Raw genomic sequence first — 25,827 nt, 5'->3', positions numbered from 1 at the left:
TTCTGTCGACACACCGTTTCGATCTGTCCTTTGAAACAGGCTTTGTAGAGTCGAATGTATCGCAGGCGCCAACAATGAATAAAAAGGGTGCGTCTATTCATGAAATATACGTTCGTTGCACTGTCAGCCTGTCTCGGCCTGTTTGCGGCCACCTCTGCTCATGCGACTGAAAACGGGTCGCCGACTACTGCCATGGGGACTTATACCTTTGGGTCGGGCTTTCTTCCTCCTGCTACTCCCACCGGGACGTTCGGGCTGCGGACGGCGTATTACACTACCGATGACCTGCGGCTTAATAACGGTGACCGGTCCGACAATGACCTCTCAATCGACGTGTTTTCCGTAGGTGTGGCCTACATCCGTATGACGGATCAAACCTTGTTCGGCGGCCGGTACGGATTCGGTGGCGTCATGCCGTTTTTCAAGATGGACGCCGACCTTGACGTCAACATCAATGGCACCACCGTGTTCAGCGATGACGCCAGCGTTTTCCGCCAGGCTGACCTTCAGCTTCTTCCGCTCATGCTTGCATGGAACCCGGCGCCCAACATGGGGATAACGGCGCAGTTTCAGATCCAGGCGCCTACCGGTGACTACGATGAAGACCGCCTGATTAGCCCGGGGCTTAACCACTGGGCATTTTCACCGATTCTTGGCATTAGCTACATCACGGCGAGCGGGCTTGAGCTGTCGACGCTGTCCCAGTTCGACATCAACACCGAAAACCCCGACACCCATTATCGTAGCGGCACTGAGTACCGTAACGAATTCGCCATCGGGCAGCACATTGAAAGCTATACCGTCGGGCTTGGCGGGTATTACTACCACCAAATTACCGATGACAAGGGCGATTCTCTGGGCAGTCAGGATGGCAATCGAGCACGGGTCTGGGCGCTCGGGCCTGCCGTCAGTTTCTTCAAGCCGGGGCTGCCTTCGGTCTGGTTCCACGCCTATAAGGAATTCGGTGCACGCAATCGCACCCAGGGCTACAACATCGCTATGCGCATCGCCCAAAGCTTCTAGGGCCCAAGAGTCGACAGGTGTCGCGGCTGGCCACATCACGGTCGCGGCACGCCTCTCCGTGTGGCCAACACGCTTGAGCAGGGCGACTAAAGAGGTAGTGTGATTGTGCCAAATCTGGATAACGCCCGCCGCTCAACGCTCCATACAGTGAAATGCACAACAATCACAAAGAACGAGGTGCATTTCATGAAACGAACGCTTGTTACTCTGACTGCGTGTGCTGGCTTATTGACTGCCGCTTCCGCTTATGCCACCGAAAATGGTTCACCGACAACGCCGATGGGCGTCTATGAATTCGGCTCCGGTTTTCTGCCTCCAGCAACCCCTTATGGAACCTTCGGGCTTCGAACCTCGTACTACACCACCGATAACCTTCGTGATGCCAGCGGTAACCGGGCTGATAATGACGTCTCGATCGATGTGTTGTCGATCGGTCTGGCTTACATCCACATGACCGACAAAACGCTGTTTGGAGCGCGCTATGGCTTCAGTGGGGTCATGCCCTTTACACGGATGAACGCCGATCTTGATGTCAATGTCAACGGCACCACCGTATTCAGCGACAGTGCCAGTGTGTTTCGTCAGGCCGACCTGCAGGTTACACCGCTGATACTTGCCTGGAATCCAGCCCCGAACATGGGCGTCACGGCGCAGTTCCAGGTGCAGGCACCGACCGGGGATTACGATAAAGACCGGTTGATCAACCCAGGCGTCAACCACTGGGCATTCTCTCCAATTTTCGGTTTCAGCTACATTACCGATACAGGTCTTGAGTTCTCGACGCTGTCCCAGTTCGACATCAACACCGAAAACCCGGATACCGACTATCGCACCGGCATCGAGTACAAAAATGAGTTCGCCATCGGCCAGCATGTAGATAGCTATACCGTGGGCCTTGGGGGCTACTACTACCACCAGATCACCGACGACAAGGGTGATGCGGATACGATTTACGATGGCAATCGCGCCCGTGTCTGGGCACTTGGCCCGGCCGTCAGCTTCTTCAAGCCCGGCCTTCCAACCGTTTGGCTCCACGCCTACAAGGAGTTCGGCGCTCGCAATCGGGCTGAAGGCTATAACGTTGCACTTCGTATCGCTCACAGCTTCTAAGAGGTGGCCAACATGACGTCGATAACTGAAAAAAAACCCGGAGCCCCCGAGGGCTGGGTCATCGTGCTTGCCAGCAGTCTGACCATTGTTGGCTCTGTGATGGTCGCCCCGGTGCTTCCCAAGATGACGGCGCATTTCGCGCCGTCGATGCCGGACGCCGCGCTCTGGGTGGCCATGGCGCTGACCGGGCCCGCACTGGCGATTGCCTTTTTCGCGCCCATCGCCGGCTGGCTTGCCGACCGGTATGGCCGAGTCAAGCTGCTGGTGCTTGGTGCATTGCTCTATAGTTTGCTGGGTGCACTGCCTGCGGTTCTCGATCAACTAATGGCCATCGTCGGTGTCCGGCTGCTGTTCGGGGCCGCCGAGGCCATCATCATGACCTGCTGTACGGCGCTGATTGCCGATTACTGGTACGGCGAACAGCGGCTTAGATACGTTAATCGTCAGGTCGTTGCCATTGCGTTGGTCGGGGCGCTGTTCTTCGTGGTGGGCGGAGCGCTGGGTGAGCACAGCTGGCGTACGCCGTTCTATCTGTATTTGCTGCCACTGCTTCTGGTGCCGTTTATCGCCAAGGTGCTGTGGGAGCCACGCAAGGCAAAAAGCGAGGCGCATCAGCCGAGCCAGGATGGTCCGGTCGCGATGTCGACGCTTTTAGGGGGCTATGCGCTGGTGTGCTTCGGCATGATCCTGAGTATGGTCGTGCCGGTACAGACGCCCGGGCTCCTGGTGAGCATGGGCATTACCTCCAGCACCATGATTGGGCTTGCGACCGGTATCGGGCTTCTGGCTTCTCTGGTTGGTGCGCTTAGCTGGCCGCTGGCGCGTCGCACGCTCGGTGTTTCCGGCTGTAATACGCTGCTGTTAATACTGCTGGCAGTGGGTCTGCTGCTGCTGGTCCGGGCGCCGAGTTACACCATGGTGATCGTCGCGGTGGTCATTCATGGCGTTGGTGCGGGCATGCTGGTTCCAAACTCGATGGCGCCGGTCATGGGTGCGCTCAATCAGCGTACACGCGGTCGCGGCATGGGTTTTTTCACCGGCGCCCTCTACATCGGTCAGTTCATCAGCCCTCTAGTGGTGTCGGCCATCGCCGGTATGACGGCAGGAATTCCCGGTGCGATCTCAGCGTTGGCGTTTGCCAGCGTCCTATACGCGGTTGCATGGGCGCTGAAAGGAGCATTCCAACGTCGAGCGCATGCCATCAGTTCTTGATCTACACCCCGAGTGCATCGGCCTCGTTTCTTGCGATAGACAGCAAAGCAACTAAGGGCAGTAATGTAAGAACATGGACGCAAAAAAGAGCCGCTAGCGGCTCTTTTTTGATGGGATAGTAGCGATAAGAACCACCTTCTTGGCGGGTGGTTTGTTAACGGCCTAAAACAGAAAGTAGGTGCGTACTGAGAAGTACTGGGTGTCTTCGCCTCCGGCACGCTCGATAACGTCTCCCGCAGCGTAGTACTGATACTCGATATCGAAGGTGAGGTTGTTGGTTGGGGTCCAGCGGGTCAGAAGGTCATACGAGGTACCCAATCGCTTACCTGAAACATCATTACTGCCGGCCACCGCGTTCATACCAGGTTTGTAGGCGTAGTCATCCTCGCTTTGACGCCAAAGGGCAAGTATGGTCGGTGAGATCACCACATCCTTCACGGGAGTAAACGTCAGCTGAGGGCCCACCGCGATCAAGTTGGAAAGCTGCGTCAGGCCAGCATTGCCGAAAAACTTGCCATTGGCTGCAAACATCGGATCAAAGGTGTTGCTCGAATTGTCATTGGCATCATGATCGCCGCTGGCAGCGTCAAAAACGACTCCGATGCGAGGCTTCCAACTTGCTTCGGTAAAGGTGTGGCCGGTCGTGCTCATGAGTCCCCAAGCGTTGATATCCTGGCCAGCGTGGTCGCCAAACTGATACATGACGTTCCATGAATAGTCGGTCGCCTCGTGTTTTCCGAATAGGCGCGTTCCGGCGGTGTAGCGGTTCTCATTGCCGGTAACGCCGTTCAGAGTGCGGTCATCTCTGCTATAGCCGAGCGCAATGAAGTCCTGGCTCAGCGCCGGCTGCCAATCGACGGTGGCATAGAGGCCGTAGAAGTCACCAGAATCGGTAGAGCTGTCGTTGAACGAGCCCGGTCGAATATTGTTGACCGGATGGGTTGCGAACCCATCGATTTTGACGCCATTGTTGCCGCGCCAAGCGAGGCGAATGCCATCGAACGCTTGGCGTACATTAGGCGTATTGCGAGTGTCTATCAGCGCCAGATCACCAAATCCCATTTCTTGGCGGCCCAGGCGCGCGGTCAGGCTATCGTTTTCGGCGGCAGGAAGCCGAACATCCATGAACGCCTGCTCGATCTCGGTATCGCTTTGATCGAAGGGCGAGTACGTTTCCTTACTCCAGGAGTCTGTGTTGTCTATCTCCACGAAAAAGCGCAGGGCGTCGTCAAACAAATGGAGGTCGGCGTGAGCCTGTAGACGCTGCTGCCAGTAGCTGTCGCGGCTTACGCCGGAGAGTCCGTATCCCGGATTATGAAGTGATTCGTAGCGATAGCGAATGCCGCCACCAAGGGTCAGATACGCAGACGGAGTCAGGCGGATGTTTCGCAAGCTGTCGAATGGGTCGTTGCGCTGCGCAGGATCGCTTAAAAATGAGTAGTTTTCGAGATAACGCGGCGGGCCTGGGCGCAGCGGGCGAGCGCGAACCATCGGGTTGCTGCTTTTGAGCACGGACGGCGGGGGCGTGGTCAATGCCCGCGTTGCCGCTGCGTTGATGTTGTCATTGACCGCGGTCGTGTCATCCGAGGCCGCGCTCGCGGCCAATGCGCAGGGGCTTGCCAATGCCGCCCCCAGCGCTAAGAGGCCAAGGGTGTGGCTGTGTCCGTGGGTCGGTTGAAAGAAGGAAAGCACTCTCATTTTGATTTTTCTCCGCTCTGATTGTTATCGCTTGCCACGTCAATCAAAGACGCGGTGCATTCGACTGCGTTGTCGGTTGTTGTGAAACGAACGGCGATGGAGAAAGTCGATCAGGGCTAAAGGCCCATTGTTGTTATCGTGTCTTCGACATTACCGGGCTGCGCCGGCTGTGAAAAATTCCATAGAGGAGGTGGGCTATACGGTTTGGTTATCGAGTCATTCGACTTGGGTCGCATAAAATAAGCAGGCGGGGGCCTTGTTTTTAAAGTGCTTTAACCAAGCTTTCGATAAGTGTGCTCAATGAAAGAGAGCCAGCGCAGGCCGGCTCTCTAAAGTGCAATCTATCGATGGGGTTCAGTGGGCGATGAGTGCGGTCGTAAGCACGGGAAACGCGATCAGAAGGGCAAGCCGGCAGAAGTCCGAGATTATGAACGGAATAACGCCTCTGAAGATTTCGCCGAGCTTGACGTGAGGGGCGGTTGCCTTGATGACGAAAACATTCATACCGACAGGAGGGCTGATCAAGCCGACCTCGACGGTCAGGACCGTGATGATGCCGAACCAGATCGGGTCGATGCCAAGCGCTGTAATGATCGGATAGACCACGGGAACGGTGATCAACAACATCGCGATCGAGTCCATGAAGCATCCCAGTGCGAAGTAGAGCAGTAGCAGGCACAAAAGTACGCCGAGGTTCGGCAAGCCCAGGTTGGCCACGTACTCCGTAATGGTAAACGACACGCGAGAGGCCGAGATGAAATACCCAAGCGTCTCGGCACCGACGATCATGAAAAAGACGATGGCCGATAGCGCCAGTGTTTCTTGAACCGCGCTCCAGAGACCCGCCAGCCGCAACCCGGTGAAAATGGCGTATAGAAGTGTTGCGAACGCCCCGATGGCGGCGCCCTCGGTCGGTGTAAAAAGACCTCCGTAGATACCAAAGACAATCACCATAAAGACCAGCCCAAAAGGAATCAGACCGGTAATGGCCTTAATCTTTTCAATCAGAGTCGTCGGGTCGGAAGGGCTTGCAACGTTCGGGCGCAGTTTAACCACGACCCAGACCGTGATGATGTAAAACAAAAGCCCCATTAGACCCGGAATCAATCCGGCGGCGAACATATCGCCCACCGATTGTTCGGTTAAGATCGCATAAAGAAGCAGTGCGATTGAGGGCGGAATCATGATCCCGAGTGTGCCGCCAGCGGCCAACGCTCCAGTGGCAAGCGACGGCGCGTAGCCATTGCGCTCCATCTCAGGCAGAGCGACGCGACTCATGGTGCTGGCAGTGGCAAGCGACGACCCGGAAATGGAGGAGAAAATGCCGCAGGAGCTGACAGCGGCAATCGCCATGCCGCCCTTCCAGCCACCGAACAGTTTGCGGGAGGCGTCGAATAGGCTTCCGGCCATTCCGGAGTGGGAGGCGAGTACGCCCATGAAAATGAACATCGGAATGGCGCTAAAGCTGTAATTGGTCAGCACTTCGACTGGCACCGATTTCATCATCGAAATGGCGGCATCGACGTCGATGACGCTTGCAAAGCCTAGAAAACCAGTGACAAGCATGCTAAGCGCGACAGGAACCCGAAGCACCAGCATGACCAACAGTCCGGCCATGCCAATATAGCCGATCATGTCAGATGTCATAGCTGACTCCTCGTACGAGGCCTTCCAGGCCATGGATAGCACTGCGAATGGCAAAAATAGCGAATAGAATGGCAGAAAGGCCGTAGACCGGACTTAGTGAAAACCCAAGATCCTGACTGACTTCTCCAAATTCGGCCGCCGAACGTGCGGCATCGATGAGGCCTGAGGTCATCAAACCCCCGATCACGGCAAAAACCAGCAGGAACATTCCCCCAAGCTGCGCCTTTAGGCGGTCGCTCATAGATTGGGTAAAGACCTCGACCACCACCTGGCTGCGCTCGACCTGACCGGTCATCGCGCCCAATAGCGTGATCAACAACAGGTATTTTACCAGCTCCACGCTCCCGGTCAGCGTTATGCCGCTGGCCCCATTGGTTAGCTTGAAGAGATAGCGCATGATGACATCGGCAACGGTAACGCTCATGATCGAAAGCAGGGTGATGCCGGCTAGCGCCAGCACCCCCCGGCCGAGCCATCGGCTAAGCAACAAGAGTCCATTCATGAGTGGATCGCCCCACAGCTCTTCGAGGCCTGCTGGGCGGCATCATAGATAGCGTCGGCCGGTAAACCCTTGCCGTTTAGCTCGCTCAGGTATTTCTTGATGACGGCGTTGAGCGGGCCTTTCCACTGCGCGTCTTCGAGCGGATTGTCGATCGTAACGATCTGATCGCCGGCCTTAACTGCTTCGGCGCGGCCCTGTGAATCAATGGTGTCGAACACCTCACCCGCTTTCTTAGCCCAGCGCATGCCGCTGTTGTTATCGATGACCTTGCGCTGCTCGGGCGTCAAGCGCTTGTAAGCGCGATCGCTCATGGTGGCAACGAACACCAGAGAGTACAGGGGCATTTCGGTGTGCTTATGCGCCAGTTCATTGAGGTGGAAAGTTTTCATGCCTTCCCACGGCAAGGTCACACCGTCGATGACGCCGCGCTGCATGGAGGTATACATGTCTGGGGCGGGCATGCCGACCGGCTGAGCGCCTAAAGAGCTCAAGATGTCGCCGACAACGGTCGTTGGTCGGCGAATACGAAGCCCTGCCAGGTCGTCGGGTGTCTTGACCAACGTGTCCTTGGTGTTAATGAACCCTGGGCCAGTGGTGAAAAGAAACAGCACGTGACTGTCGCGGTACTCCTTGGCGACGGCGTCCTGCTGATCGAGCAACGTCTGCGCGACGCATGAGCCCTGGCGTGCGCTGTGAGAAATGCCTGGCAGCTCGACGATCTGAGTCAGCGGGAACCGGCCAGCAGTGTAGCCCTGTGCCGTGATGGTAATGTCGGCGATGCCCTTGACGGTGGCCTGATACGAATGATCAGCCTTGGCCAGAGTCTGTGAGGGGAAAAGCTGAACCTTGAGCGAGCCGTCGGACTCTTTTTGAACGGTATCGATCCAGTCATCGATGATGTGAGTACTAATCTGTGAGCTGGCAGGCCAGAACGAGGCCAGTCGAAGCGTGTTGGCTGCCTGCGAGGCGGTCGCAGTAAGCGCCAATGCTGAGGCTGAAAGCGCAACGGCTAGTGAGCGACGAAGTCCCATGATCGGTCTCCTGAGTGCTTTTATTATTTGTCCGTTCGGAAGACGTGAACGAGCTTTCGATCCCGAATGAACTGGCTAATGCCAGCTTCATGGATCAAGGCGCATAGGAGGTAATACGTTCTTGGGAACCGGTGATTCACTTTGTTTATCGAATTCTTAGACTTACGTCTTCCTCGCAGCCCAGAGCCGGGCCGTTGCGCGTAATTTTTAACATCAAGGTATGCATAATGTTCATGAGGAGATTATCTAGTTGCCTTGATGCCGCGCTCGAGAGGCGCGGCCTCGCTCAAATGAATAGTGGAGTTTTCGCCATCGGGTTCAGGTGGTCAGCCGTTGTTTATTGATCGGTAAGTGGGCGTCTTCATGTCGCTGTAGCCACTGCCTGGCCAACACGAACACTAGAATGGCTTCTGCCAATTCGCCGCCATAGAACATCCACTGCGCAGCGTGCTGAATCTGCATGGATGTGGCTCCAGTTATCACAGGTGCCTCTACGAAATACATCCATTTCCCGAGTACGGCATGACAGGCCATGGCGATGACCAGTACCGCAAGCCGTGTCGAAAGACTCGGGCGATGCGGCGCTGGGTCCGGGCCGGCCACCGCCCAGGTGAACAGGCATCCGGCAACGATAAAGTGCACGTGGACCACAAGCGACAGTGACGGTGTGTGAAGCTGTAGCGCATAGAGCCCGGTCAGGTAGAGAAGTGCCATGCCGCCAACGTTGAACACGGCGCTTGTAATCGGGTGGCACCAAAGGCGCACCAGTCGGTTGCCGAGAAAGGCGACGACACGGCGGCTCTGCGCCGGCCTCAGCGTCTTTAAAAGCAGCGTCATCGGGCGGGCAAAGACCAGCGCGAGTGGGGCATACATTCCGATCAGCAAGTGCTGAAACATATGCATGCGAACGTCGCCATGGGCGTACTGCATGAGTTGAGGCGACAGACCAAATTCGAGCGTAACTATGCCCCCGATGAACAGCGCCGTGCGCGAGACTGGCCAGCGGGTGCCATGACGATGCTGTTTCCAGGCCGCTATCAGGTACGCGACGCCGATCAGTGCAATGAGAATGCGTAGGGTGGTCATGTGCGTTGACTGAGAGCCTGTCCACGTTTAGCCCGCGTGAGCAGTACATAACCGACTGCGATCAGCGCTAGACCGAATCCGTTCCAGGCAAGGTCATAAAGCCAGAGATTATCGACGTAGCGAACCTGGTGGAGGCCCAGCACCTTGTGATCGATGATGCCATCGAACACTTGAAATCCGCCCATGCCCAGCAAGAAGCCAGGGCCGCGATAGCCCGGTGCGTGGCGGTGCGTTTCGTGAAGTCTCAGCATCAACGCGCCTCCGGTGACCAGCAGCACCAGTTCAAGCGTATGCAATACGCCATCGGAGACAATGGCGGCTACAGTGCTGTCGCTCTCGACAAAATGGTGCCAGACCAGTAACTGGTGAAAGATAACCTCATCAATGGCGGCCATGAAGCCGATGCCGAGAAGGATCGCGGCCAGAAGCGTACGTCGGATGTCCGGAGTCGGAGTGGTCATGCGTCATATCCTTTGACGAAATGAAAAGCGTACGGCAAGCGTAGATGAGATATGGCTGAAACTCTGCCTGGCGTTTAGCGGAGCGGAAGATGACTTAGATATCTTAATTTAAGCTGAGGTGAATATTCCTCGTCAGATTAACCGGTGCTACAAATAACAATCTTTGGAACATGATTTAACCAGGGTGAATTTATGAGGCGCGTTTTAGGGGGACTGATGGCGGGATGGCTACTTGGGTATTCGCTCGGCGTCGCCGCGTCACCGGCACCGCTCAACGTGGTAACCACCATCGGTATGCTTGGCGATGTCGCCGAAAACGTCGGCGGTCGCTGCGTCGATGTTGTAGCCCTGATGGGGCCTGGCATCGATCCACACACCTACCAGGCGCGTGCAAGCGATGTCCCCACGCTGAACAACGCCGACCTCATTTTGTATTCGGGGTATTCGCTTGAAGGCAAGCTGGCGTCCGTGCTCGAGCGCTTCAAGCAGCGCCGGCCAACGCTTGCGGTGTCCGAGCGCGCGATCGCCCCTGACCGGCTCATCCGCGTCAATGACGCCTATGGCACTGATCCGCACCTTTGGATGGATGTCGAACTCTGGGGCGCGCTAGTGCCAACGATTGCTGCGGCGATCAAGGAACAACGCCCGGAGTGCGCCGATACCCTCGCAGCCAACGCCGACACCTATCGCGTGCGTTTGAAGGCGCTCGATGACTGGATTGCACGCTCTGTTAAAACGATCCCAGAACAGCAGCGTATCCTGGTGACGGCCCACGACGCCTTCAACTATTACGGTCGAGCCTACGGCATCGACGTCGAAGGCATCCAAGGCATCAGCACCGAAACTGAAACCGGCATCGCCGATATTCGTGCCATGGCAAACGTGGTGGCCGAACGGCAGGTGCCGGCCATGTTTGTCGAAAGCACGATCAGCCCGCGTACGATTCGCTCGGTAATCGAAGCGGCGCGGCAAAACGGGCAAAGCATCGAGGTCGGGGGTGAACTCTACTCCGATGCCATGGGCGAGGCCGGGCAATTCGAAGGCACTTACATTGGCATGCTCTACGCCAATACCCAACGCATCGTGACCGCCCTCGGTGGCCAGCCTGCACCTCTTCCACAAGAGCTTGCCGATCTCGTGCCACAGGACAACGCCATAGGAGCGCGTGATGCCAACTGATCTGCACGAACCGAATCTCGCGCTGCACGTCGAGGATCTGACCGTGAGCTATCACGCCAAGCCGGTACTGTGGGACATCGATTTCGACATCCCGCCCGGTGTGATGGCCGCCATCGTCGGCCCCAATGGGGCAGGTAAAAGCACGCTGATCAAGAGCGTACTCGGGCTTGCGCCCCCGATCGCGGGCCACGTCACACTGTTCGGTCGCCCCTATAAGGCCATTCGAAAACGGGTGGGGTATGTGCCCCAGCGCTCAAGCGTCGACTGGGATTTTCCGACCACCGCGCTCGATGTCGTGACCATGGGGCTTTACGGCCAGCTGGGCTGGTGTCGATGGCCGGGCCGACGAGAGCGTGCCCGCGCAATGGACGCGCTCGAACAGGTTGGTATGCAGGCCTTCGCTCAGCGCCAGATCAGTCAGCTCTCCGGCGGCCAGCAGCAGCGCGTTTTTCTCGCCCGAGCACTGATTCAAAACGCCGACATCTACTTTCTCGATGAGCCCATGGCGGGCGTCGATGCACCCACTGAGCGCGCGATTGTCAATATCCTCAGAGCGCTTCGAGACGCCGGCAAGACTGTGATCGTGGTGCATCACGACCTCCAGACAGTGCGCTCCTACTTCGATTGGATGTTGATCTTGAATGTTCGTGTCATCGCACAGGGGCCGGTTGAGGAGGTGTACACCGCCGAGAACCTCAAGCGCGCCTACGGTGGCCAGATTGCGCTGCTGGATAGCGTCCTGGCGCCTGATTCCGGGGAAAAACCATGACTCTAATGGCGCTATTGGGGGACTACACGCTGCAAAACGTGGCTCTTGGGGCGTTGTTTCTCGGCTTGATCAGCGGCGTGCTCGGAAGCTTTGCGGTGCTCAGAAAGCAGAGTCTTTTGGGTGATACGCTGTCTCACGCTGCACTTCCTGGCATCTGTCTTGGGTTTATCGTGACCGGCGCTCGCCACATGGGCAGCCTGCTTTTGGGGGCGCTGTTCACCGGCACGCTGGCTGCGCTTCTGGTGATGGCGCTGACGCGCTACAGCCGATTGAAGACGGATGCCGCCCTCGGGATTGTGCTCAGTACCTTCTTCGCGCTTGGCGTTGTGCTTCTGAGCTACATTCAGGGCACCGGCAATGCGGCTCAGGGTGGGCTCGACGCGTTTCTGTTCGGTCAGGCCGCCGCCACCCTTCGAAGCGATCTATGGGTGATGGCCGCCATTACGGCCATCGCGCTGACCTTGGTCGGGCTGTGCTGGAAAGAGTTCAAACTGGTCTGCTTCGACCCCGGGTTTGCCTCGACCCAAGGCCTGCCCGTGCTGTTACTGGAGACGGTACTTACGGTCATGATCGCGCTCGCGGTGGTGGTCGGGCTTCAAATGGTAGGCGTAGTGCTGATGGCGGCAATGATCATCGCGCCGGCGGTGGCGGCGCGGCAGTGGAGTCGCCGGCTTGAGGTCATGGTGCCGCTTGCGGCGGTGTTCGGTATGGTTGCGGGCCTTTCCGGAGCTCTTGCAAGCACGCTCGGGCGCGGGCTCGCCACCGGCCCACTGATCATTATCGTGGTCTCGCTTCTGGTGCTGGCCTCGCTGTTGTTCGCGCCGGGGCGAGGGCTTGTCTGGTCGTGGCTACTTCGCTTGCGCCAGCGCAGGGAGCTTCATCACCAACATGTGCTGACCACACTCCATCGGCTGGCCTCACGGCATGATGATCACGCGTTCTATGCAGAGCAGGGGTTGCTCGAGGGTGTGCACGGCACGGCGGTTCGGCCGGCGCTCAAGGTGCTTGCACAGCGTGGCATGGTTACGCTCTCGACCCAGGCCTCACGTCAACCACGTTACTGGCAGCTGACACTTGAGGGGCAGCAGGAGGCCGAGCGTATCCTCACAGCTTTAGAGCGGGGAGGGGCGAACTCATGATGGCCTGGCTTGATGATCCCGGCACCGTGATCATGGTGGTCGGTGCGCTGGTCGGTATGGCCTCGACGTTGGTTGGCACGTTTCTGGTACTGCGCGGCACCAGCATGCTGGCCGATGCGATCAGTCATTCGATCGTGTTCGGTATCGTCGTGGTGTGGTTGGTCGCGCACGTTCAAAGCGGGCCATTGCAGATCTTCGGTGCCGCGCTTACCGGCATTTTGACGGTCTTTCTGACCCAGGCATTGATTCATTCGAAACGGGTCAAGCAGGACGCCGCGATCGGGCTTGTCTTTCCGCTGCTGTTTTCGGTCGGTGTGCTGTTACTGAACCTGTATGCCGGCAATGTGCATATCGATACCCACACCGTGCTGCTCGGTGAGATCGGGTTCGTGTGGCTCGATACCGTAACGCTTGGTGGGGTGGATGTCCCTCAGGCGCTGTTGGCCATGGGGGGCATGACCCTGATCAATGCCGTGTTTGTCGGTCTTTTTTTCAAGGAGCTGAAGCTTGCCACCTTCGATGAAGCGTTGGCGCGCGCGCTTGGGTTTGCACCGGGACTGTTGTTTTATGGGCTACTTTTTTTAACCAGTGGAACTGCCGTTGCGGCGTTCGATGCGGTAGGAGCAGTGCTCTTTGTTGCGTTCGTGATCGTGATTCCCGCCAGCGCCTATCTCCTGACGGACAGCGTGGTGCGCATGCTCGGCTATGGCATGGTGATGTCGGTGGTGGCAAGCGTTGCCGGCTACGCCCTGGCGGTGCGATGGGATGTCTCGATTGGTGGAATGATGGCCGTGATGACCGGCATTTTCTTGCTGCTTGCATTTTTGATTGGTCCACGTCACGGAGTGGTGGCGCAGGTTCTGGTGCGTCGAGGTCAGCGTGGGCTTAATGAGACCCGAACGCTTGCGGTGCACCTTTACAACCATGAAGACAGCCACGCACAGCAGGAAGAAAATGTCGTCAAGGCGCTGCGGGAGCATCTTCATTGGAGCGATGGCCGCGCCAGACAGGTCATTTTGCGGGGGCTGGATCAGGGGTACATCACTCAGGCCGGTCAGATGCTCAACTTGACGGCAACCGGTCGCGCATTGGCAATGGAGCTTTTGAACGCGCATGAGCGGGGGCGATGAGCGAACGTCACGGTCGGTGACATGACTTGCGACCGGCCTGGCTCGTTTTTTTGAATGATGAGAGGTAGAGGTAGAGGTAGAGCGGTGTTTTTAGACGAATAGCCTACAAAAAGGCCGGGCCCGCATGTGCGGGCCCGGCCTTTTAAAGATCTAGCGTTACGTCAAGCGCTTAGAGCGGCTTGATGTTAGACGCCTGAAGACCTTTTTTACCCTGAGTGACGTCAAAGGAAACCTGTTGACCGTCTTGCAGGGATTTGAAACCGTCTGCTTGGATTTCAGAGAAGTGAGCGAACAGGTCGTCGCCGCCTTCAGAAGGAGAAATGAAACCGAAGCCTTTAGTGTCGTTGAACCACTTAACTGTGCCAGTTGCCATGATCGAATTCCTTAGCGCTATGCGCTTTTAGTGCGATTGCCGGGAAATACCCGAGATAGTGGGCAAAACGTGAAAATATGACCAGGCTACCGAATGATTCGACTGCAACTGACTATATACTGCGTCTTGCTACCAACGGAGCCCATAGTGCGCGTCGTATCGTTCTGAGTCAATCAATACTTTTGTTTATTCCTGAAGAACTGCCCCAGCCTTTCTTAAGAAATACATTCAAACACCATTTTCTTATGTGCAAAGCCCCAGCGTGGCGGGCATTGACACGCTTAAGGCGCCGCCTATCTTTTCAAGAATACGACTTTCCCGGCTGTGGACGCACGTCGTGTACCGAGTTCGGCCCATTCAAAAAACGACAGGATGTACGGATCCCATGACATTTGATGAATTCACCCGTCTGGTTGCCAGCGGCGACATTGATGAAGTTCAGGTCGAATCGATGGAAGGCGACATCTTTCTCCTGAAAGCCCTCCAAAACGATGACGTAAACGTGTTGACCAAAAAGGATGGCTCGACCCTGAAGCCAACGTCGGTCGCCAATGCGAAGGAACTTCTACGTGAGGTTGAGGGGATCAAGAGGGTGCCATTTTATTTCGTACAGCAGACCGCCTATGACGAGATGATCGGCCAGGCCTCCAGCAACGAAGTGCACAAGGTGCAGATGTCGCTCGAGGCTGGCAGCTAAGTTCATATTACTTACTAAAGGCATATATACCGCCGGGCGCTCACTGCCCGGCGGTTTGCGTTCAAGGTCAGGCTATATGCCTGTTCACTCAGAGGTTTTTTGAAGTGTCTCGGGGGGTGTTTGAAACACGACCGGGAAGGATGCCCCGGGGTGCTGACAGCTGCGAGCGCGATAAGTCAAAAGCCTGAACGTATCCCCCCGCCATTGCCAGATCCGCATCCCACCACAATCACCCACTCCACGGTCCTTATACTGATCTCTCAATACTCCGGTTTCAGGGTCGAACGTGGGATCAAAAATGGTCGTGCTGCCTGTCCAGCTGTAATCCTGCCATTTCGCAAAAAGCAATTGTCGTGGTGGGCCGTTCTCTGGTTGATAGACCGCTTCATAGCCTGTTTGGTAGGCCCCGGCATTACACGGTACCAGCCAGAGTGTCCCGGACTCATCGATTGAAAACTGCTTTGGCGTCAGTCCGCGCTCGCTTATCGAACACTGCGAATCAATCTGTGCGCGAACCTGGTCTGGAAGGCCATTGGCAAGCGCTTGAGCGCAGGCAAGTGACAGCGCCGTCGCCATCAATGCTTTTGTGCAAGAAACACGCATATCGCCTCCAGGGTGGACAGGGGGGATAAGGACGAAGTGGAACGACAGCCCCTTGATGACTAGCCCAGCTGCAACGCGGTAATCAGCGCTTCACAGTCATCAAGATGATGATCCACGGCCTCGGGGCATGGGTTCTCAAGTGTATTGATCAAAAGTGTGCCCGCGCCGGCGGCGCGACCGCACTGCATATCAAGTGGGCTATCGCCAACCATGACTACCCGGGCGGGTTCGATGCCCCAGCGGGTGAAGAAATGTTCGAGACCGCCCGGATGGGGCTTGGGCGGCGCGCATTCGCGCCCCAGTACGTCTTCGAGGGCAAACGCGTCCGACAGCTCGATCGCCTGGAGCGTGGTGTGAGCCAGCTCGCGAGCATTACGGGTCAAGATGCCCAAATGATCTCCCCGCGCGTGCAATGCACGTATTAGCGCCTTGGCACCGCGGGCCGCAGTGGCGCCAAGGGCAAGCTCACGTTCATGGTCCATGAGCCAGGCATGACTTGCTTTGCGCCGAGAGGCGGGCAGCGCCTCCAGGTATTCGAGGATGTCACAGTCTTGAGAAATGTCGAGCGCCCGGCGAATGTAGTGAAAGTCATGTACGCCCACCGTCAGCGTGCCATCCATATCAAATACCCAGTGTCGGCACTGGGTCAGTTGAGTAAGGCTCATGAGACATCCCTGTTCGACGTGAAAGCTTCATACTGGCACGCCTTGAGGCCATTGGTAGGCCTTGCGTATGGAAAAAAGGTAAAGCGGTGGCGCTTGATAAAGAAAAGCGGTTTGACGCAACGGTTCTTTTTCAAGCCGAGCGCGTTTCAGAATCCAGACGTTGTGCCGATACGGATGGCATCCGGCCTTAGTGGCCGTTCCTCTATACGACGTTCATTTCGGGAGTGGCCAGCATGTTCGGTCTTAATCGCAGTGTGAAGTACAAGCTCATAGCGACCATGGTGGTTATGGGCATCGTCATGTTGGTTATCGGCGCGGCGGGTGTCTTCGGCATGAAAGGCAGTAATCAAAATCTCGAGGCGGTCTACAAAACCAATGTCTTGCCAATGCAGAACCTTGCAGGCATCCGAAAAAACATCAACTGGTCTCGCATCGATTCGTTCAAGGCCCGCGCCGACCGGAGTGAACAGACAGCTACGGATGCTCTCAATAACTATGAAAAGCAATACAAGAACGAAACGGATCGGCTCTGGCAGGTCTACAGCACCACCCAAGTAACCTCTGCGCAGGAAAAGGCCATCGCCGACCGGCTCGATGGCCTACTCAAGACATACTGGTCGCTGTATCGTCAGGTGGCCACCGATATGAGTCAGGGGAATTTCGAGATGACTCCGACCATTCAGAAAACGCGTGACAATTTTGAAAGCCTGTCGGCGGATCTTGAAAGCCTTCTTTCCATCAATGCCAAGCAGTCCGAGGCGTCGTACAATAACGGGCTCGAAGGCGCCTCAGGATCCATAAGCATCATCATCGCTGCCATCGTGTCTGCGCTGGTGCTGATGGCGGTCATCGCCTGGTTCCTGGTAAGAGGCATCATGGCGCCGCTCAAGCGAGCCGGTGAAGTTTCCGAATCCATCGCGCAGGGCACGTTGAATAATCGGATCGAGGTAACGGGCCGCGATGAATTCGCCACCTTGCTTCAAAGCCTCGATGCGATGCAGAAGCAACTGGCGCATGTGGTCAACGATGTTCGAGTGAACGCGGAGTCGGTCGGATCTGCCTCCAGCCAGATCGCCTCGGGCAATGACGATCTGTCACGTCGCACCCAGGATCAGGCGGCAAGCCTTGAGGAAACCGCAGCCTCGATGGAAGAGATGACCTCGACCGTCAAGCAGAACGCCGACAACGCCGCTCAAGCCAATCAGTTGGCATTGAATGTGCGTAAACAGGCAAGCGAAGGCAGTCAGGTAGTCGAGCAGACCACGCTTGCCATGAATGAAATCAGCACCTCAAGTCAGAAGATTGCCGAGATCGTCGGGCTGATCGATTCGATCGCGTTTCAGACCAACCTGCTTGCGCTCAACGCCGCGGTTGAAGCTGCCCGGGCCGGTGAGCAAGGCCGAGGCTTTGCAGTGGTTGCCAGTGAAGTGCGAACGCTCTCGAGCCGAAGTGCCGATGCTGCGCGTGAAATCAAGGCGCTGGTCGATGATAGCGTTTCCAAGGTCGCAAACGGCGCCGAGCTGGTGGACCGCTCGGGTCAGACGCTTGGCGACATTGTCGAGAGCATCAACAAGATGACCGGTATCGTTGCCGAGATTGCGGCGGCGAGTCGCGAACAGTCGACCGGCATCGAGCAGGTCAATCAGGCCATCTCGCAGATGGACGGCGTTACTCAGCAGAACGCCGCCCTGGTGGAAGAAGCGGCTGCCGCCAGTCGGTCGATGGAAGAAAGCGCTCGACAGCTTCGTGAGCAGGTTGGCTTCTTTAAGGTCGCCGATGGCGGTATGACGCGTCATGCGCCCGCGCCCGCTGCACGCACTTCTGCCAAGCAGCCGGCGCAGCCGTCGGCGCCGGCCACAGCCAAGCACGCCCCGGCTCACAAGGCCACGAGCAAGCCGGCTGTCGCACCTAAACGCCAGAGCTACAAGGCACCTGCATCGACCACCGAGGTCGATGAGTGGGAAACGTTCTAAACGGGTGCCGATGGGGCTCGAGGTCGTCAGACCCTGAGGCCTGAAGCAGGACATCAAAGGATCGTCGCGAACGCGGCGATCCTTTTTTTGTAAGGGGCTCGGCCAAGGGCCAGGCGCAAAAAACCGCGCCCGGGGCGCGGTTGGTCGATGTGTCGTGTGCGTTAAACGCGGCTCAGTAATCCAGGTCGATGTTGAGCTCTTCTTCCAGAAACGCGTAAAAGTCTGACCGTGAGCGCGGGGTTGGAAGCTCCATGCACGCTTTCTCAAGCGCGTCGAGGGCGTCCTGTTCGCTGCATTCGTTGGCGGCGATTTTCGGCGCCAGAAACTGCATATAGATGTAGGTCAGTTCGCTGTAATTCTGCGCGCGACCACAGGGAACACACTCGAAATTACCCATGCAGTCCGGAAGTTCATCGGCGTAGTCGAACCGGTCATTGATATCACTGATGCATGTCGCCATGGCGCTGCCCTCAATACGTTCATGAGATAAACGACCCGTTGATTCATCCCTGCGTATGTCACCGATCCTGTGGCTGAGAGAGCCTTCGGTGATGGTCGTTGATGAGTGATATATCGGCTTTGCAGGGGAGGGGTTAATGAAGCGCCGGGCCATTCTTTTGGCGGGAGCAGTGACAATAGTCGTAGCCTTTGGGAAGGATGTTATCAATTCGATATTTTAGAATAATTTAGTGTAAAAAAGCCTCTTTTGTTCGATTGTGTGGAAAGAATAAGATCGGCTCACTTAACTGATAAGCCTGTTGATGAGTAACGGGCATTCCAGTGCGTTCAACGCGACCCGGCAAATTCTTGTTCCATGCAACAGAGCGCGTCGAGCTGCGGTGACGACGACGCTTAAGAGAGGCACCACAATGATTCTACGACGCGCCAACGAACGCGGTCTTGCCGATCACGGCTGGCTGCGCTCCCGCCATACCTTTTCATTTGCCGATTATTTCGACCCCGAACACATGGGCTACAGAGTTCTTCGCGTCATCAACGAAGACCGTGTTCAAGGTGGGGCCGGGTTCGGCACTCACCCGCACAGGAACATGGAAATCATTTCCTTTGTTTTGAGCGGCACCATGGCCCACAAGGATAGCCTTGGCAACGGCGCGGTCATGCGCCCGGGCGATGTGCAGCGCATGTCTGCCGGCACCGGCGTGCGCCACAGTGAGTTCAACCACTCTGACACGGAAGAACTTCATTTTCTGCAAATCTGGATCGAACCAAATCGACAGAACGTCGAGCCGAGCTACGAACAGAAGCACTTTTCCGAAGACGAACGTCGGGGCCACTGGCGGCTGGTGCTCTCCGAAGACGGTCGTGACGGCTCCGTTCGCCTAAATCAGGACGCCAACCTCTACATCAGACGGTTTGACGCCGGCGAGCAGATGACACCCCCTGAAGTTCGCCACGCCTGGCTGCACGTGGCGCGAGGAGCGGCCGAGGTCAACGGCCAACGGCTTTCAGCCGGAGACGCCGCCGCGTTTCAACCGGGCGAGCCCATTACCGTTATTGGCCTCGACGCTTCGGAGGTTCTTCTGTTCGACCTGGCGTGAATGACGTCAGGCTCGAGCCTTCCTTGCCTATGAGCAGCAGGTGTGAGGTTCCACGGTGATATGGGAGGCGCGCTGCATCGATCCTGAACGGATCGCGTGCAGGTTCCGGGAGGCTGCGGCGCGTCGATCTGGTCTTCCTTTGGGAGAAGACGCTTGATCTAGTGAGGGCCGCGACACGGGACGACCTGACGGTGTTACAGAAAGGCGCAGGCGAGGAGGGCGCGACCCCGGAGCGCCCATAACGCGCCCCGGGGCCATGACAGGATACTCAGTCGGGCTGCCTGACCAGTTGGTTGCGCCCGGCGCCGAGGGCCACGATCATTGCGCCCAGCCCAATCAGCCCCAGCAAAATGCCGACCACATCCCAGCCGCCCGACCAGTCGTGCAACAGCCCAACCAGCAGTGGGCCGAAGGCCGCCAACACATAGCCAAAGCCCTGCGCCATGCCGGAGAGTTCGGCGGCGGTGTCGGCATCCGGCGCGCGCAACGCCAGAAGCGTCAGCGCCATGCTGAATGTGCCGCCCTGACCCAGCCCCAGAATCACCACCCATAGCCATACACTCTGGATGGGCGCATACAGACAGCCCGCCAGGCCGCACAGGGTGAGCAGCATCACGCTGATCAATACCGCCCGCTGATCTTTCATGCGCCCGCCGATCAGGGGCGCTACGATGGCGGTAATGACCTGACACAGGATCGAGACCGACAGCGCCAAACCGGCCGTGACCGGTGTCACACCGCGATCCTGCAAAATGGTCGGCAGCCAACCGAACACCGTGTAGGCCAGCGATGACTGCAGCCCCATGAACAGCGTCACCTGCCAGGCCAGAGCGTTGCGATACAGGGAATGGCCGTCTCTTTGGCGTACGCGGGGCGTGTGTTTGATCCGAAGTTGCGGAATCTAGACCAGTGCGGCGATCACGGCCGGAACCAGCCAGAAGGCCAGCGACGGTTGCCACTGGTTACCGAAGGCCTGACGCAGCGGCTCGGTCGCCCCGGCGGCCAACGAGGCGCCCAGATTGAGCGCCACGGTATAAAGGCCGGTCATGAGGCTGACCCGGGCCGGGAAGTCGCGTTTAACGATGCCCGGCAGCAGGACATTCATAATGCCGATACAGGCCCCTGCCAGCGCGGTGAACACGAAAAGTCCCAGCGTACCGGTCACGGGCCGGGCTAGAAGCGTCACGGCCAGCAAGATGAGAATGATGAAGATGGTGCGCTCGGGGCCAATACGTCGTGACAGTTTGGGGGCCAGCGGCGCGGCCAGCCCAAGACAGACCACCGGCAGTGTGGTCAGAACCCCCAGAGCGGCGGGAGACAGCGACAGCCCCTCGGCGATATTTTTAAGGACGGGAGAGACGCTGGTCAGCGCCGGCCTCAGATTGATCGCCACCAGCAACAGCCCCACCAGTGCAGTGCCGCCTGAGACCCCTTCTTCGTATAGCTTACCGATGACATGCCGCGACATTCCCTTGAGAGCCAAAAAAGTGCCCCCTTCTGGGGCAGAGCGTCGCATCAGGATAGACGGCGACACCATTTATGGACCATCTCGTCATACATGAGTGGCACGCACTATCTCCAGCGTAGGGTCGTCTCTTATGTGATGAGCGTTGGTCCTGGAGCATGAGTTCCCCGGCACGTTGATCAGTACGGTGCGAATGCCTGTTGTCTCTTCACACGGCAAGGTCTTCAGTTGGAAGGAACGCCGAAGGTCTGACCAACGCGCCAACAGGTTTTGCAACGAAAGCCGGCCTCAATGCGCATAGCCAAATACGGGCACAAAAAAAGCCGCGCTCGAGGGTGCGGCGGGCGAGAGGTATCGTCGATACGTTTAAGTGCGTTTATTCCAGCGGGCGCGGGCGGCGAGGGGTGTCGAGTTATGTCGAACTGACCGATGAAACGCGCCACGGGAAGAAAGCCAGAAGGGCAAACGCGCGAAGAGGGCGGTGGCCCAGCAGGATTCGTTTTTATTTATATGTTGTTGTTTTTGTAAATATTTTAATTTTATTTTTGGTTTGATATACCTTTATATATACCATGTCTTACCGTTTCGAACGAAGGACTCATCCTGCCAGAACCAAAGCTTTGGCAGGATAAAGTCCGGTAGTTATCAGGTTTTAATATACAAAGTTTTTTATTTTATTACCGACTTTAAATTGATGTGATCGCAATAGTGTCTTCATAAATTTTTTGATAATTATCTAGTGTTAGGGAGATAAGCCCTCGCTCAATTTTTCCATCACCTATATAGATGATTTTGGAATTTTCAGGGAAGTAGGTATTTTTGACTTCTCTGATATTAAGTTTCTCTATTGGTTTTATTCCTTGATCTGTTTGGTTTGCAACGCCATCTTTCACATGCTCAGATATAGATATAAAGCTTTGTGTATCAGTTGGAAGATTGTTGCCTGCAAACGATAAAATTACATCTATATTAGTTTCATCAATGTCTTCTTTTAGAATGGCATCTAACATAAACGGCAGTCTATGCGCGAAATTTGATTTCGCGATAATAGTGTTCAATGCAAAATGGTAAGCCATAACCGTCTTATGCAATTCGACTCCTTGACGTGGGAAAGATCGAATTTCATACAGGTTTAAGTATCTGAAACTAGTCAATGGGGGAAGCGATAATTTTGACAGATAGTTAGAAAATATTGTTTTAAATTCTTTTTCTTTTTCCTTTCTTTTTCTTATTACATCTTCCTCAGTCGACATTGAACGAAGATGTTCGTTGGTTTTAAGAACCTCTTCCTCGAAGTTTTTTATGTCGAGCTTTATTTTAGAATATAATTCGACGCTCGCTTTGTTTTTGATCCATTGCTCAAATGTTACTCCATCAAATTCCACGTTTAAAACTTCTTCATATTTAGAAGATATAGTTTCCTTAAGCGAGTTAATTCTTTTCGCTGAACTGTTTATTTTAGACTTTTCTAGAGTGATATTTTCTTTTATCTTCGATTCAAGCTCAATGGTGTCGTTATATTTTTGATAATAGCTATATAAACCTTCTAATGAGTATGACAAAACCTGTGTGCAAGCAGGACAGCGATCAATATCGTTGTAGCTTTGCTTATGAACGTGTTTTTTTGTCCTTTTTATTATTTTGTGATGATTCTGAAGTAATGAGAGGTTGTTGCAAAATCGTATATAGCTGTTTCTTTCATCTTCGAGTGATTTTGAAAAATCAACGTATTCTTTGATGTAGTTTTCAGCATCTATGCCAAACTGCTCGTCTATCAGGTTTGAAAACTGTAGCTCAGCTTTTTGACTATATCTCTCCAGGTTTTTGATATTAGATCGAAGCTCTTCCTTGCGTCTTGTTAATTGTTTGTGAAGTTTTCGATCAAAGTTATTAATGATGCCTAGATAATAATCCAAGTAATCACTTTGAAAGTTTTTGTAATATTGAAGATTGGAGAATGATTCGCGTAAATATACCCATCCTACGGATTGAGATATATAGTACGGCAAAAACATACTTTCGAGTGGTGCTGATTTTAGTTCGCCATGTTGTTCTAAGTGTAAAGAAAATCCGGTTAAATTCCTCACATATTCTTTAAGTTTTATGTGCTCTGAGCTTTGGTCAGCATTGATGCCATAGAAAGGAACAACCTTACCGTTTGGCTCTCTAATGTAAATAGAGTTTTCCTCTCTAACGATAGTGTATCTTTCTTGGTTACCTTCTGTTGTTTTAGTAAAATCAACTCGAAATATAGGTTTATAATCAAGAATTTCAGACAGGTTTTCGCGAACGTCGTTAATCCCAAAAGTGAATAAGATACTTTGAAGTAGAGAGCTTTTTCCAGAGGTGTTTCGCCCACTAATGATGTTGGCTTGTGGGGAGAATTCTTCGTAAAAGCATAGTTTTGAGCTTTCTGATCCTACGAACAAATTGTTAAATTTAATGTCTATACTCATTTTAAGTATCTACCATGATATTCTACGTATGTGCACAAAACAGCAAAAAAAATGTTAATCTTGTCTAAATTTATATTTTTAGATCTTGTAATATCTTCGGTGTAGCGTTTAAAAATTTCTTCATGGCTACAATATAGCATCGAATAATCATTATTCTTTACATAGTCTTTTATTATTTGGTGTTCGTGGTTTTTCATATCTTTTAGTAGTTCGAAAGTATCTAATATATAATTTTCATGTCTATTTTGAATACCTATAGGGATATTAAGCTCTTTAGATAGTTCCTTCGAGTGATTTCGCCATAAATCGAATGTTTTTTGCTCATTGTTAATAACGTTGATAGCTTGTTTTACAACTTCGCCTTCAACTCTTTTGGAGCTATCTAATAATTTAACTATCTTTCCTTGGTTATATACGGACTCCACTTCTCTAAATAAGTTCAGCAGTAGGTCGACTGCGGCAGCCGCATCTGAAATGTTAGAAAAGTTTTCCTTGATCACACCTATTAGAATATATTTTTGTCTTTTTTTATCTCGGGGTAAATCTACCCACTCAATATTGAAATTATCAAATTCATCGCTGTGGTAGGTTATGCTTTCTTTGGAACAGAATTCTGATACTTTTTGCTCTAAGTGTTCTCTGATATCTGATGGGATTTCATTATACTGGCTTGAAAGCCTTTGTTCGTTTAGTAGGTGATTTATTTCTTTTTTGCCATTTTCTTTTTCGATCTTTTTAGGTTTGTAGGTTAGTTTTATTTCAGTATTGGATATAAAGCTTAACTTGTGGCTATAGTTGCTGGATTTAGGGATTGGGTCTTGCCTTAGGTCGTTTCCAGCTTCAAGAATTTTGGCGACAGTTTCGATGAATTTTTGGTTTATAGTCCAGATGCTACCCGACTTTTTCTTAGCTTGGTAAGAATGAATTTCTTCTATATAGCTACGGCAATTTGTTCTATAGCAAAGTAAAAAGTCGTCATGATGCTCAATGCATATAAAAAAATCTTTTTCTTTAATCTCATCGTAATTTTGAAGCAGTAAAAATAAAGCACAGTTGCGTTGGAATTCGAAGCCTAATATGGCGTCGACACCAGCATTTACTGCTTTTTTGTTCGTGTTCAAAATTGCACCTTATTTGTCCTTACTGCCTAAGATATTATCCAATTTTGATCGTTGGTCGATCCTTGTTACTCGTCTTCACTCTGACTAAGACTTGAGGTTTTCAAACCATTTATCCCCCCGGCGCGCTGTCGACTCCCCGCCCCGCCTGCGCGCTAAATGCATCGGTTTCCTTGCACCTATGCACCCGGCCCCGAGCCGCGCCACAATTGGGGCGCGGGGCAGTTTTAGGGGTGCAGATTCGCTTACGACTGTCTGCAAGGCGCACCCCTGTCACACGCGCTTTGCCGTAGATCGACCATGCGTCGCTTGTATTTAATCTATCTCTAAAAAAAGCCGTCCTCAATCATCCAAAAGGAGCCAAGGCGGTCTATTGGCGGTGGATTGCCGCAGGTGCGTGCGTATATGACCCAAAGGCCCGTTGCCGTACACGGGCACAAAAAAGCCGCGCTCGAGGCGCGACCTTTTAGGCGATCGGCGGTTTGTGGCCTTGAATAACACCGACGGGCGCTCAGGCACCGACACGGTATTTCATTACCACGTCGCAGCGGGGCACATTACGGGCACGTATCAGGGCGGAACGATTCAAACAGGGCATCTTGTCGGCCGGGTGACTGGGGTAGATACCATCGAGCTTCTTTATCACTGCCTGACCACGGAAGGTGAACTTCTCTCAGGATGGTCGCGGGGGCGCGTGAATCGCGATCACGCAGGGCGAACGACGTTGGCGTTTGTGTTGGGCTGGTTATTCGGCGCCTGCGGTGAGGGTGAATCGAGTTACATCGAACTGACTAGCGAGACGTGAGAACGGTAACGCGCATCAGCAAGGCGATACCGCGAAGAAGGCGGTGGCGCCCCCATCAGGATTCGAACCTGAGACCTTCCCCTTAGGAGGGGGACGCTCTATCCAGCTGAGCTATGGGGGCACGGG

General features: G+C 54.5%; 25 protein-coding genes and 1 tRNA gene. 11 read left to right on the top strand and 15 right to left on the bottom strand.

Annotated elements, in window-relative coordinates; genetic code table 11:
• The first annotated feature begins 99 nt into the window (after positions 1-99).
• From NAT23_RS09610 to NAT23_RS09600, 3 genes are all read left to right on the top strand, one after another.
• Entirely contained in the window at positions 100-1,023 is a 924-nt protein-coding gene (locus NAT23_RS09610; protein ID WP_251927804.1) for a SphA family protein, read from the top strand.
• Positions 1,024-1,209: 186 nt separating this feature from the next.
• Positions 1,210-2,133, top strand: coding sequence for a SphA family protein (locus NAT23_RS09605; RefSeq protein ID WP_251927802.1), 924 nt, complete (start codon positions 1,210-1,212; stop codon positions 2,131-2,133).
• 12 nt (positions 2,134-2,145) lie between these two features.
• Complete coding sequence (locus NAT23_RS09600) at positions 2,146-3,345, top strand: MFS transporter (protein ID WP_251927801.1); 1,200 nt, start codon at positions 2,146-2,148, stop codon at positions 3,343-3,345.
• Positions 3,346-3,507: 162 nt separating this feature from the next.
• Here the strand turns inward: NAT23_RS09600 and NAT23_RS09595 are convergent, their stop codons facing one another.
• From NAT23_RS09595 to NAT23_RS09570, 6 genes are all read right to left on the bottom strand, one after another.
• Positions 3,508-5,043, bottom strand: coding sequence for an alginate export family protein (locus NAT23_RS09595; RefSeq protein ID WP_251927800.1), 1,536 nt, complete (start codon positions 5,041-5,043; stop codon positions 3,508-3,510).
• 354 nt (positions 5,044-5,397) lie between these two features.
• A complete protein-coding gene (locus NAT23_RS09590; RefSeq protein WP_251927799.1) occupies positions 5,398-6,690 on the bottom strand; it encodes a TRAP transporter large permease in 1,293 nt (430 codons plus the stop codon).
• Positions 6,680-7,192, bottom strand: coding sequence for a TRAP transporter small permease (locus NAT23_RS09585; protein WP_251927798.1), 513 nt, complete (start codon positions 7,190-7,192; stop codon positions 6,680-6,682). The genes NAT23_RS09590 and NAT23_RS09585 overlap by 11 nt, the downstream gene beginning before the upstream one ends.
• Positions 7,189-8,223 carry a TRAP transporter substrate-binding protein gene (locus tag NAT23_RS09580; protein WP_251927797.1) on the bottom strand — a complete coding sequence of 345 codons (1,035 nt, stop codon included), beginning with the start codon at positions 8,221-8,223 and terminating at the stop codon, positions 7,189-7,191. Before NAT23_RS09580 ends, NAT23_RS09585 begins: the two co-directional genes overlap by 4 nt.
• Before the next feature lie 318 nt (positions 8,224-8,541).
• Positions 8,542-9,309 (bottom strand): cytochrome c oxidase assembly protein, encoded by a 768-nt coding sequence (locus tag NAT23_RS09575; protein ID WP_251927796.1) that lies wholly within the window; start codon positions 9,307-9,309, stop codon positions 8,542-8,544.
• Positions 9,306-9,770 carry a DUF2243 domain-containing protein gene (locus tag NAT23_RS09570; RefSeq protein WP_251927793.1) on the bottom strand — a complete coding sequence of 155 codons (465 nt, stop codon included), beginning with the start codon at positions 9,768-9,770 and terminating at the stop codon, positions 9,306-9,308. Before NAT23_RS09570 ends, NAT23_RS09575 begins: the two co-directional genes overlap by 4 nt.
• A gap of 216 nt (positions 9,771-9,986) precedes the next feature.
• Here NAT23_RS09570 and NAT23_RS09565 point away from each other — a divergent pair, with 216 nt between their 5' ends.
• Genes NAT23_RS09565 through NAT23_RS09550 form a run of 4 tightly spaced genes read left to right on the top strand, consistent with a single transcriptional unit; the run spans position 9,987 to position 13,987 of the window.
• Positions 9,987-10,949, top strand: a complete 963-nt coding sequence (locus NAT23_RS09565) for a metal ABC transporter solute-binding protein, Zn/Mn family (protein WP_251927791.1) — start codon at positions 9,987-9,989, stop codon at positions 10,947-10,949.
• Positions 10,939-11,718 carry a metal ABC transporter ATP-binding protein gene (locus NAT23_RS09560; protein ID WP_251927789.1) on the top strand — a complete coding sequence of 260 codons (780 nt, stop codon included), beginning with the start codon at positions 10,939-10,941 and terminating at the stop codon, positions 11,716-11,718. The genes NAT23_RS09565 and NAT23_RS09560 overlap by 11 nt, the downstream gene beginning before the upstream one ends.
• Positions 11,715-12,857: a metal ABC transporter permease gene (locus NAT23_RS09555; RefSeq protein ID WP_251927787.1), complete on the top strand. Its 1,143-nt coding sequence runs from the start codon at positions 11,715-11,717 to the stop codon at positions 12,855-12,857. Before NAT23_RS09560 ends, NAT23_RS09555 begins: the two co-directional genes overlap by 4 nt.
• On the top strand, positions 12,854-13,987 hold the full coding sequence (locus NAT23_RS09550; protein ID WP_251927785.1) for a metal ABC transporter permease: 1,134 nt from the start codon (positions 12,854-12,856) through the stop codon (positions 13,985-13,987). The genes NAT23_RS09555 and NAT23_RS09550 overlap by 4 nt, the downstream gene beginning before the upstream one ends.
• Positions 13,988-14,156: 169 nt before the next feature.
• Here NAT23_RS09550 and NAT23_RS09545 read toward each other — a convergent pair whose 3' ends face one another.
• A complete protein-coding gene (locus NAT23_RS09545; protein WP_251593900.1) occupies positions 14,157-14,360 on the bottom strand; it encodes a cold-shock protein in 204 nt (67 codons plus the stop codon).
• Positions 14,361-14,745: 385 nt separating this feature from the next.
• Between NAT23_RS09545 and NAT23_RS09540 the strand changes: the two genes are divergently transcribed.
• The gene (locus NAT23_RS09540; protein ID WP_251927783.1) at positions 14,746-15,057 is read left to right on the top strand and encodes a DUF6482 family protein; all 312 of its coding nucleotides are present in this window, start codon (positions 14,746-14,748) and stop codon (positions 15,055-15,057) included.
• An 84-nt stretch (positions 15,058-15,141) separates the two neighbouring features.
• Here NAT23_RS09540 and NAT23_RS09535 read toward each other — a convergent pair whose 3' ends face one another.
• Together NAT23_RS09535 and NAT23_RS09530 are read right to left on the bottom strand one after the other, a co-directional pair.
• Positions 15,142-15,660: a DUF1176 domain-containing protein gene (locus tag NAT23_RS09535; RefSeq protein WP_251927781.1), complete on the bottom strand. Its 519-nt coding sequence runs from the start codon at positions 15,658-15,660 to the stop codon at positions 15,142-15,144.
• 59 nt (positions 15,661-15,719) lie between these two features.
• Complete coding sequence (locus NAT23_RS09530) at positions 15,720-16,325, bottom strand: HAD family hydrolase (RefSeq protein ID WP_251927779.1); 606 nt, start codon at positions 16,323-16,325, stop codon at positions 15,720-15,722.
• Positions 16,326-16,558: 233 nt separating this feature from the next.
• Between NAT23_RS09530 and NAT23_RS09525 the strand changes: the two genes are divergently transcribed.
• A complete protein-coding gene (locus NAT23_RS09525; RefSeq protein WP_251927777.1) occupies positions 16,559-18,298 on the top strand; it encodes a methyl-accepting chemotaxis protein in 1,740 nt (579 codons plus the stop codon).
• A gap of 172 nt (positions 18,299-18,470) precedes the next feature.
• Here NAT23_RS09525 and NAT23_RS09520 read toward each other — a convergent pair whose 3' ends face one another.
• Complete coding sequence (locus NAT23_RS09520; protein ID WP_251927775.1) at positions 18,471-18,758, bottom strand: hypothetical protein; 288 nt, start codon at positions 18,756-18,758, stop codon at positions 18,471-18,473.
• A gap of 409 nt (positions 18,759-19,167) precedes the next feature.
• Here NAT23_RS09520 and NAT23_RS09515 point away from each other — a divergent pair, with 409 nt between their 5' ends.
• Positions 19,168-19,857, top strand: coding sequence for a pirin family protein (locus tag NAT23_RS09515; RefSeq protein WP_251927773.1), 690 nt, complete (start codon positions 19,168-19,170; stop codon positions 19,855-19,857).
• A 268-nt stretch (positions 19,858-20,125) separates the two neighbouring features.
• Here the strand turns inward: NAT23_RS09515 and NAT23_RS09510 are convergent, their stop codons facing one another.
• From NAT23_RS09510 to NAT23_RS09495, 4 genes are all read right to left on the bottom strand, one after another.
• Complete coding sequence (locus NAT23_RS09510; RefSeq protein ID WP_251927772.1) at positions 20,126-20,662, bottom strand: MFS transporter; 537 nt, start codon at positions 20,660-20,662, stop codon at positions 20,126-20,128.
• 96 nt (positions 20,663-20,758) lie between these two features.
• Positions 20,759-21,340, bottom strand: a complete 582-nt coding sequence (locus NAT23_RS09505) for an MFS transporter (protein ID WP_251927771.1) — start codon at positions 21,338-21,340, stop codon at positions 20,759-20,761.
• 668 nt (positions 21,341-22,008) lie between these two features.
• Complete coding sequence (locus NAT23_RS09500) at positions 22,009-23,778, bottom strand: hypothetical protein (RefSeq protein WP_251927770.1); 1,770 nt, start codon at positions 23,776-23,778, stop codon at positions 22,009-22,011.
• Entirely contained in the window at positions 23,775-24,899 is a 1,125-nt protein-coding gene (locus NAT23_RS09495; protein ID WP_251927769.1) for a DUF4297 domain-containing protein, read from the bottom strand. Before NAT23_RS09495 ends, NAT23_RS09500 begins: the two co-directional genes overlap by 4 nt.
• A 418-nt stretch (positions 24,900-25,317) precedes the next feature.
• Between NAT23_RS09495 and NAT23_RS09490 the strand changes: the two genes are divergently transcribed.
• Entirely contained in the window at positions 25,318-25,701 is a 384-nt protein-coding gene (locus NAT23_RS09490; protein WP_491015946.1) for an avidin-fold protein, read from the top strand.
• Positions 25,702-25,745: 44 nt separating this feature from the next.
• On the opposite strand, the gene NAT23_RS09485 is transcribed toward NAT23_RS09490, so the two are convergent.
• Positions 25,746-25,822, bottom strand: a tRNA-Arg gene (locus NAT23_RS09485).
• Between the last annotated feature and the right edge of the window lie 5 nt (positions 25,823-25,827).

The sequence above is a fragment of the Larsenimonas salina genome, assembly GCF_023736155.1.
GTDB classification, from domain to species: domain Bacteria; phylum Pseudomonadota; class Gammaproteobacteria; order Pseudomonadales; family Halomonadaceae; genus Larsenimonas; species Larsenimonas salina.
The sequence above is the reverse complement of the archived record's forward strand: the minus strand, read 5'-3'. Positions and strand labels throughout refer to the sequence as shown.

Bases quoted from the DNA above. Each gene is read 5' to 3' on its own strand.
- NAT23_RS09575 (WP_251927796.1), bottom strand. From the start codon at position 9,309: ATGACCACCCTACGCATTCTCATTGCACTGATCGGCGTCGCGTACCTG.
- NAT23_RS09555 (WP_251927787.1), top strand. From the start codon at position 11,715: ATGACTCTAATGGCGCTATTGGGGGACTACACGCTGCAAAACGTGGCT.
- NAT23_RS09600 (WP_251927801.1), top strand. From the start codon at position 2,146: ATGACGTCGATAACTGAAAAAAAACCCGGAGCCCCCGAGGGCTGGGTC.
- NAT23_RS09585 (WP_251927798.1), bottom strand. From the start codon at position 7,192: ATGAATGGACTCTTGTTGCTTAGCCGATGGCTCGGCCGGGGGGTGCTG.
- NAT23_RS09595 (WP_251927800.1), bottom strand. From the start codon at position 5,043: ATGAGAGTGCTTTCCTTCTTTCAACCGACCCACGGACACAGCCACACC.
- NAT23_RS09610 (WP_251927804.1), top strand. From the start codon at position 100: ATGAAATATACGTTCGTTGCACTGTCAGCCTGTCTCGGCCTGTTTGCG.
- NAT23_RS09520 (WP_251927775.1), bottom strand. From the start codon at position 18,758: ATGGCGACATGCATCAGTGATATCAATGACCGGTTCGACTACGCCGAT.
- NAT23_RS09515 (WP_251927773.1), top strand. From the start codon at position 19,168: ATGATTCTACGACGCGCCAACGAACGCGGTCTTGCCGATCACGGCTGG.
- NAT23_RS09590 (WP_251927799.1), bottom strand. From the start codon at position 6,690: ATGACATCTGACATGATCGGCTATATTGGCATGGCCGGACTGTTGGTC.
- NAT23_RS09570 (WP_251927793.1), bottom strand. From the start codon at position 9,770: ATGACCACTCCGACTCCGGACATCCGACGTACGCTTCTGGCCGCGATC.
- NAT23_RS09525 (WP_251927777.1), top strand. From the start codon at position 16,559: ATGTTCGGTCTTAATCGCAGTGTGAAGTACAAGCTCATAGCGACCATG.
- NAT23_RS09545 (WP_251593900.1), bottom strand. From the start codon at position 14,360: ATGGCAACTGGCACAGTTAAGTGGTTCAACGACACTAAAGGCTTCGGT.
- NAT23_RS09535 (WP_251927781.1), bottom strand. From the start codon at position 15,660: ATGCGTGTTTCTTGCACAAAAGCATTGATGGCGACGGCGCTGTCACTT.
- NAT23_RS09580 (WP_251927797.1), bottom strand. From the start codon at position 8,223: ATGGGACTTCGTCGCTCACTAGCCGTTGCGCTTTCAGCCTCAGCATTG.
- NAT23_RS09540 (WP_251927783.1), top strand. From the start codon at position 14,746: ATGACATTTGATGAATTCACCCGTCTGGTTGCCAGCGGCGACATTGAT.
- NAT23_RS09550 (WP_251927785.1), top strand. From the start codon at position 12,854: ATGATGGCCTGGCTTGATGATCCCGGCACCGTGATCATGGTGGTCGGT.
- NAT23_RS09530 (WP_251927779.1), bottom strand. From the start codon at position 16,325: ATGAGCCTTACTCAACTGACCCAGTGCCGACACTGGGTATTTGATATG.
- NAT23_RS09500 (WP_251927770.1), bottom strand. From the start codon at position 23,778: ATGAGTATAGACATTAAATTTAACAATTTGTTCGTAGGATCAGAAAGC.
- NAT23_RS09605 (WP_251927802.1), top strand. From the start codon at position 1,210: ATGAAACGAACGCTTGTTACTCTGACTGCGTGTGCTGGCTTATTGACT.
- NAT23_RS09560 (WP_251927789.1), top strand. From the start codon at position 10,939: ATGCCAACTGATCTGCACGAACCGAATCTCGCGCTGCACGTCGAGGAT.
- NAT23_RS09565 (WP_251927791.1), top strand. From the start codon at position 9,987: ATGGCGGGATGGCTACTTGGGTATTCGCTCGGCGTCGCCGCGTCACCG.
- NAT23_RS09510 (WP_251927772.1), bottom strand. From the start codon at position 20,662: ATGGGGCTGCAGTCATCGCTGGCCTACACGGTGTTCGGTTGGCTGCCG.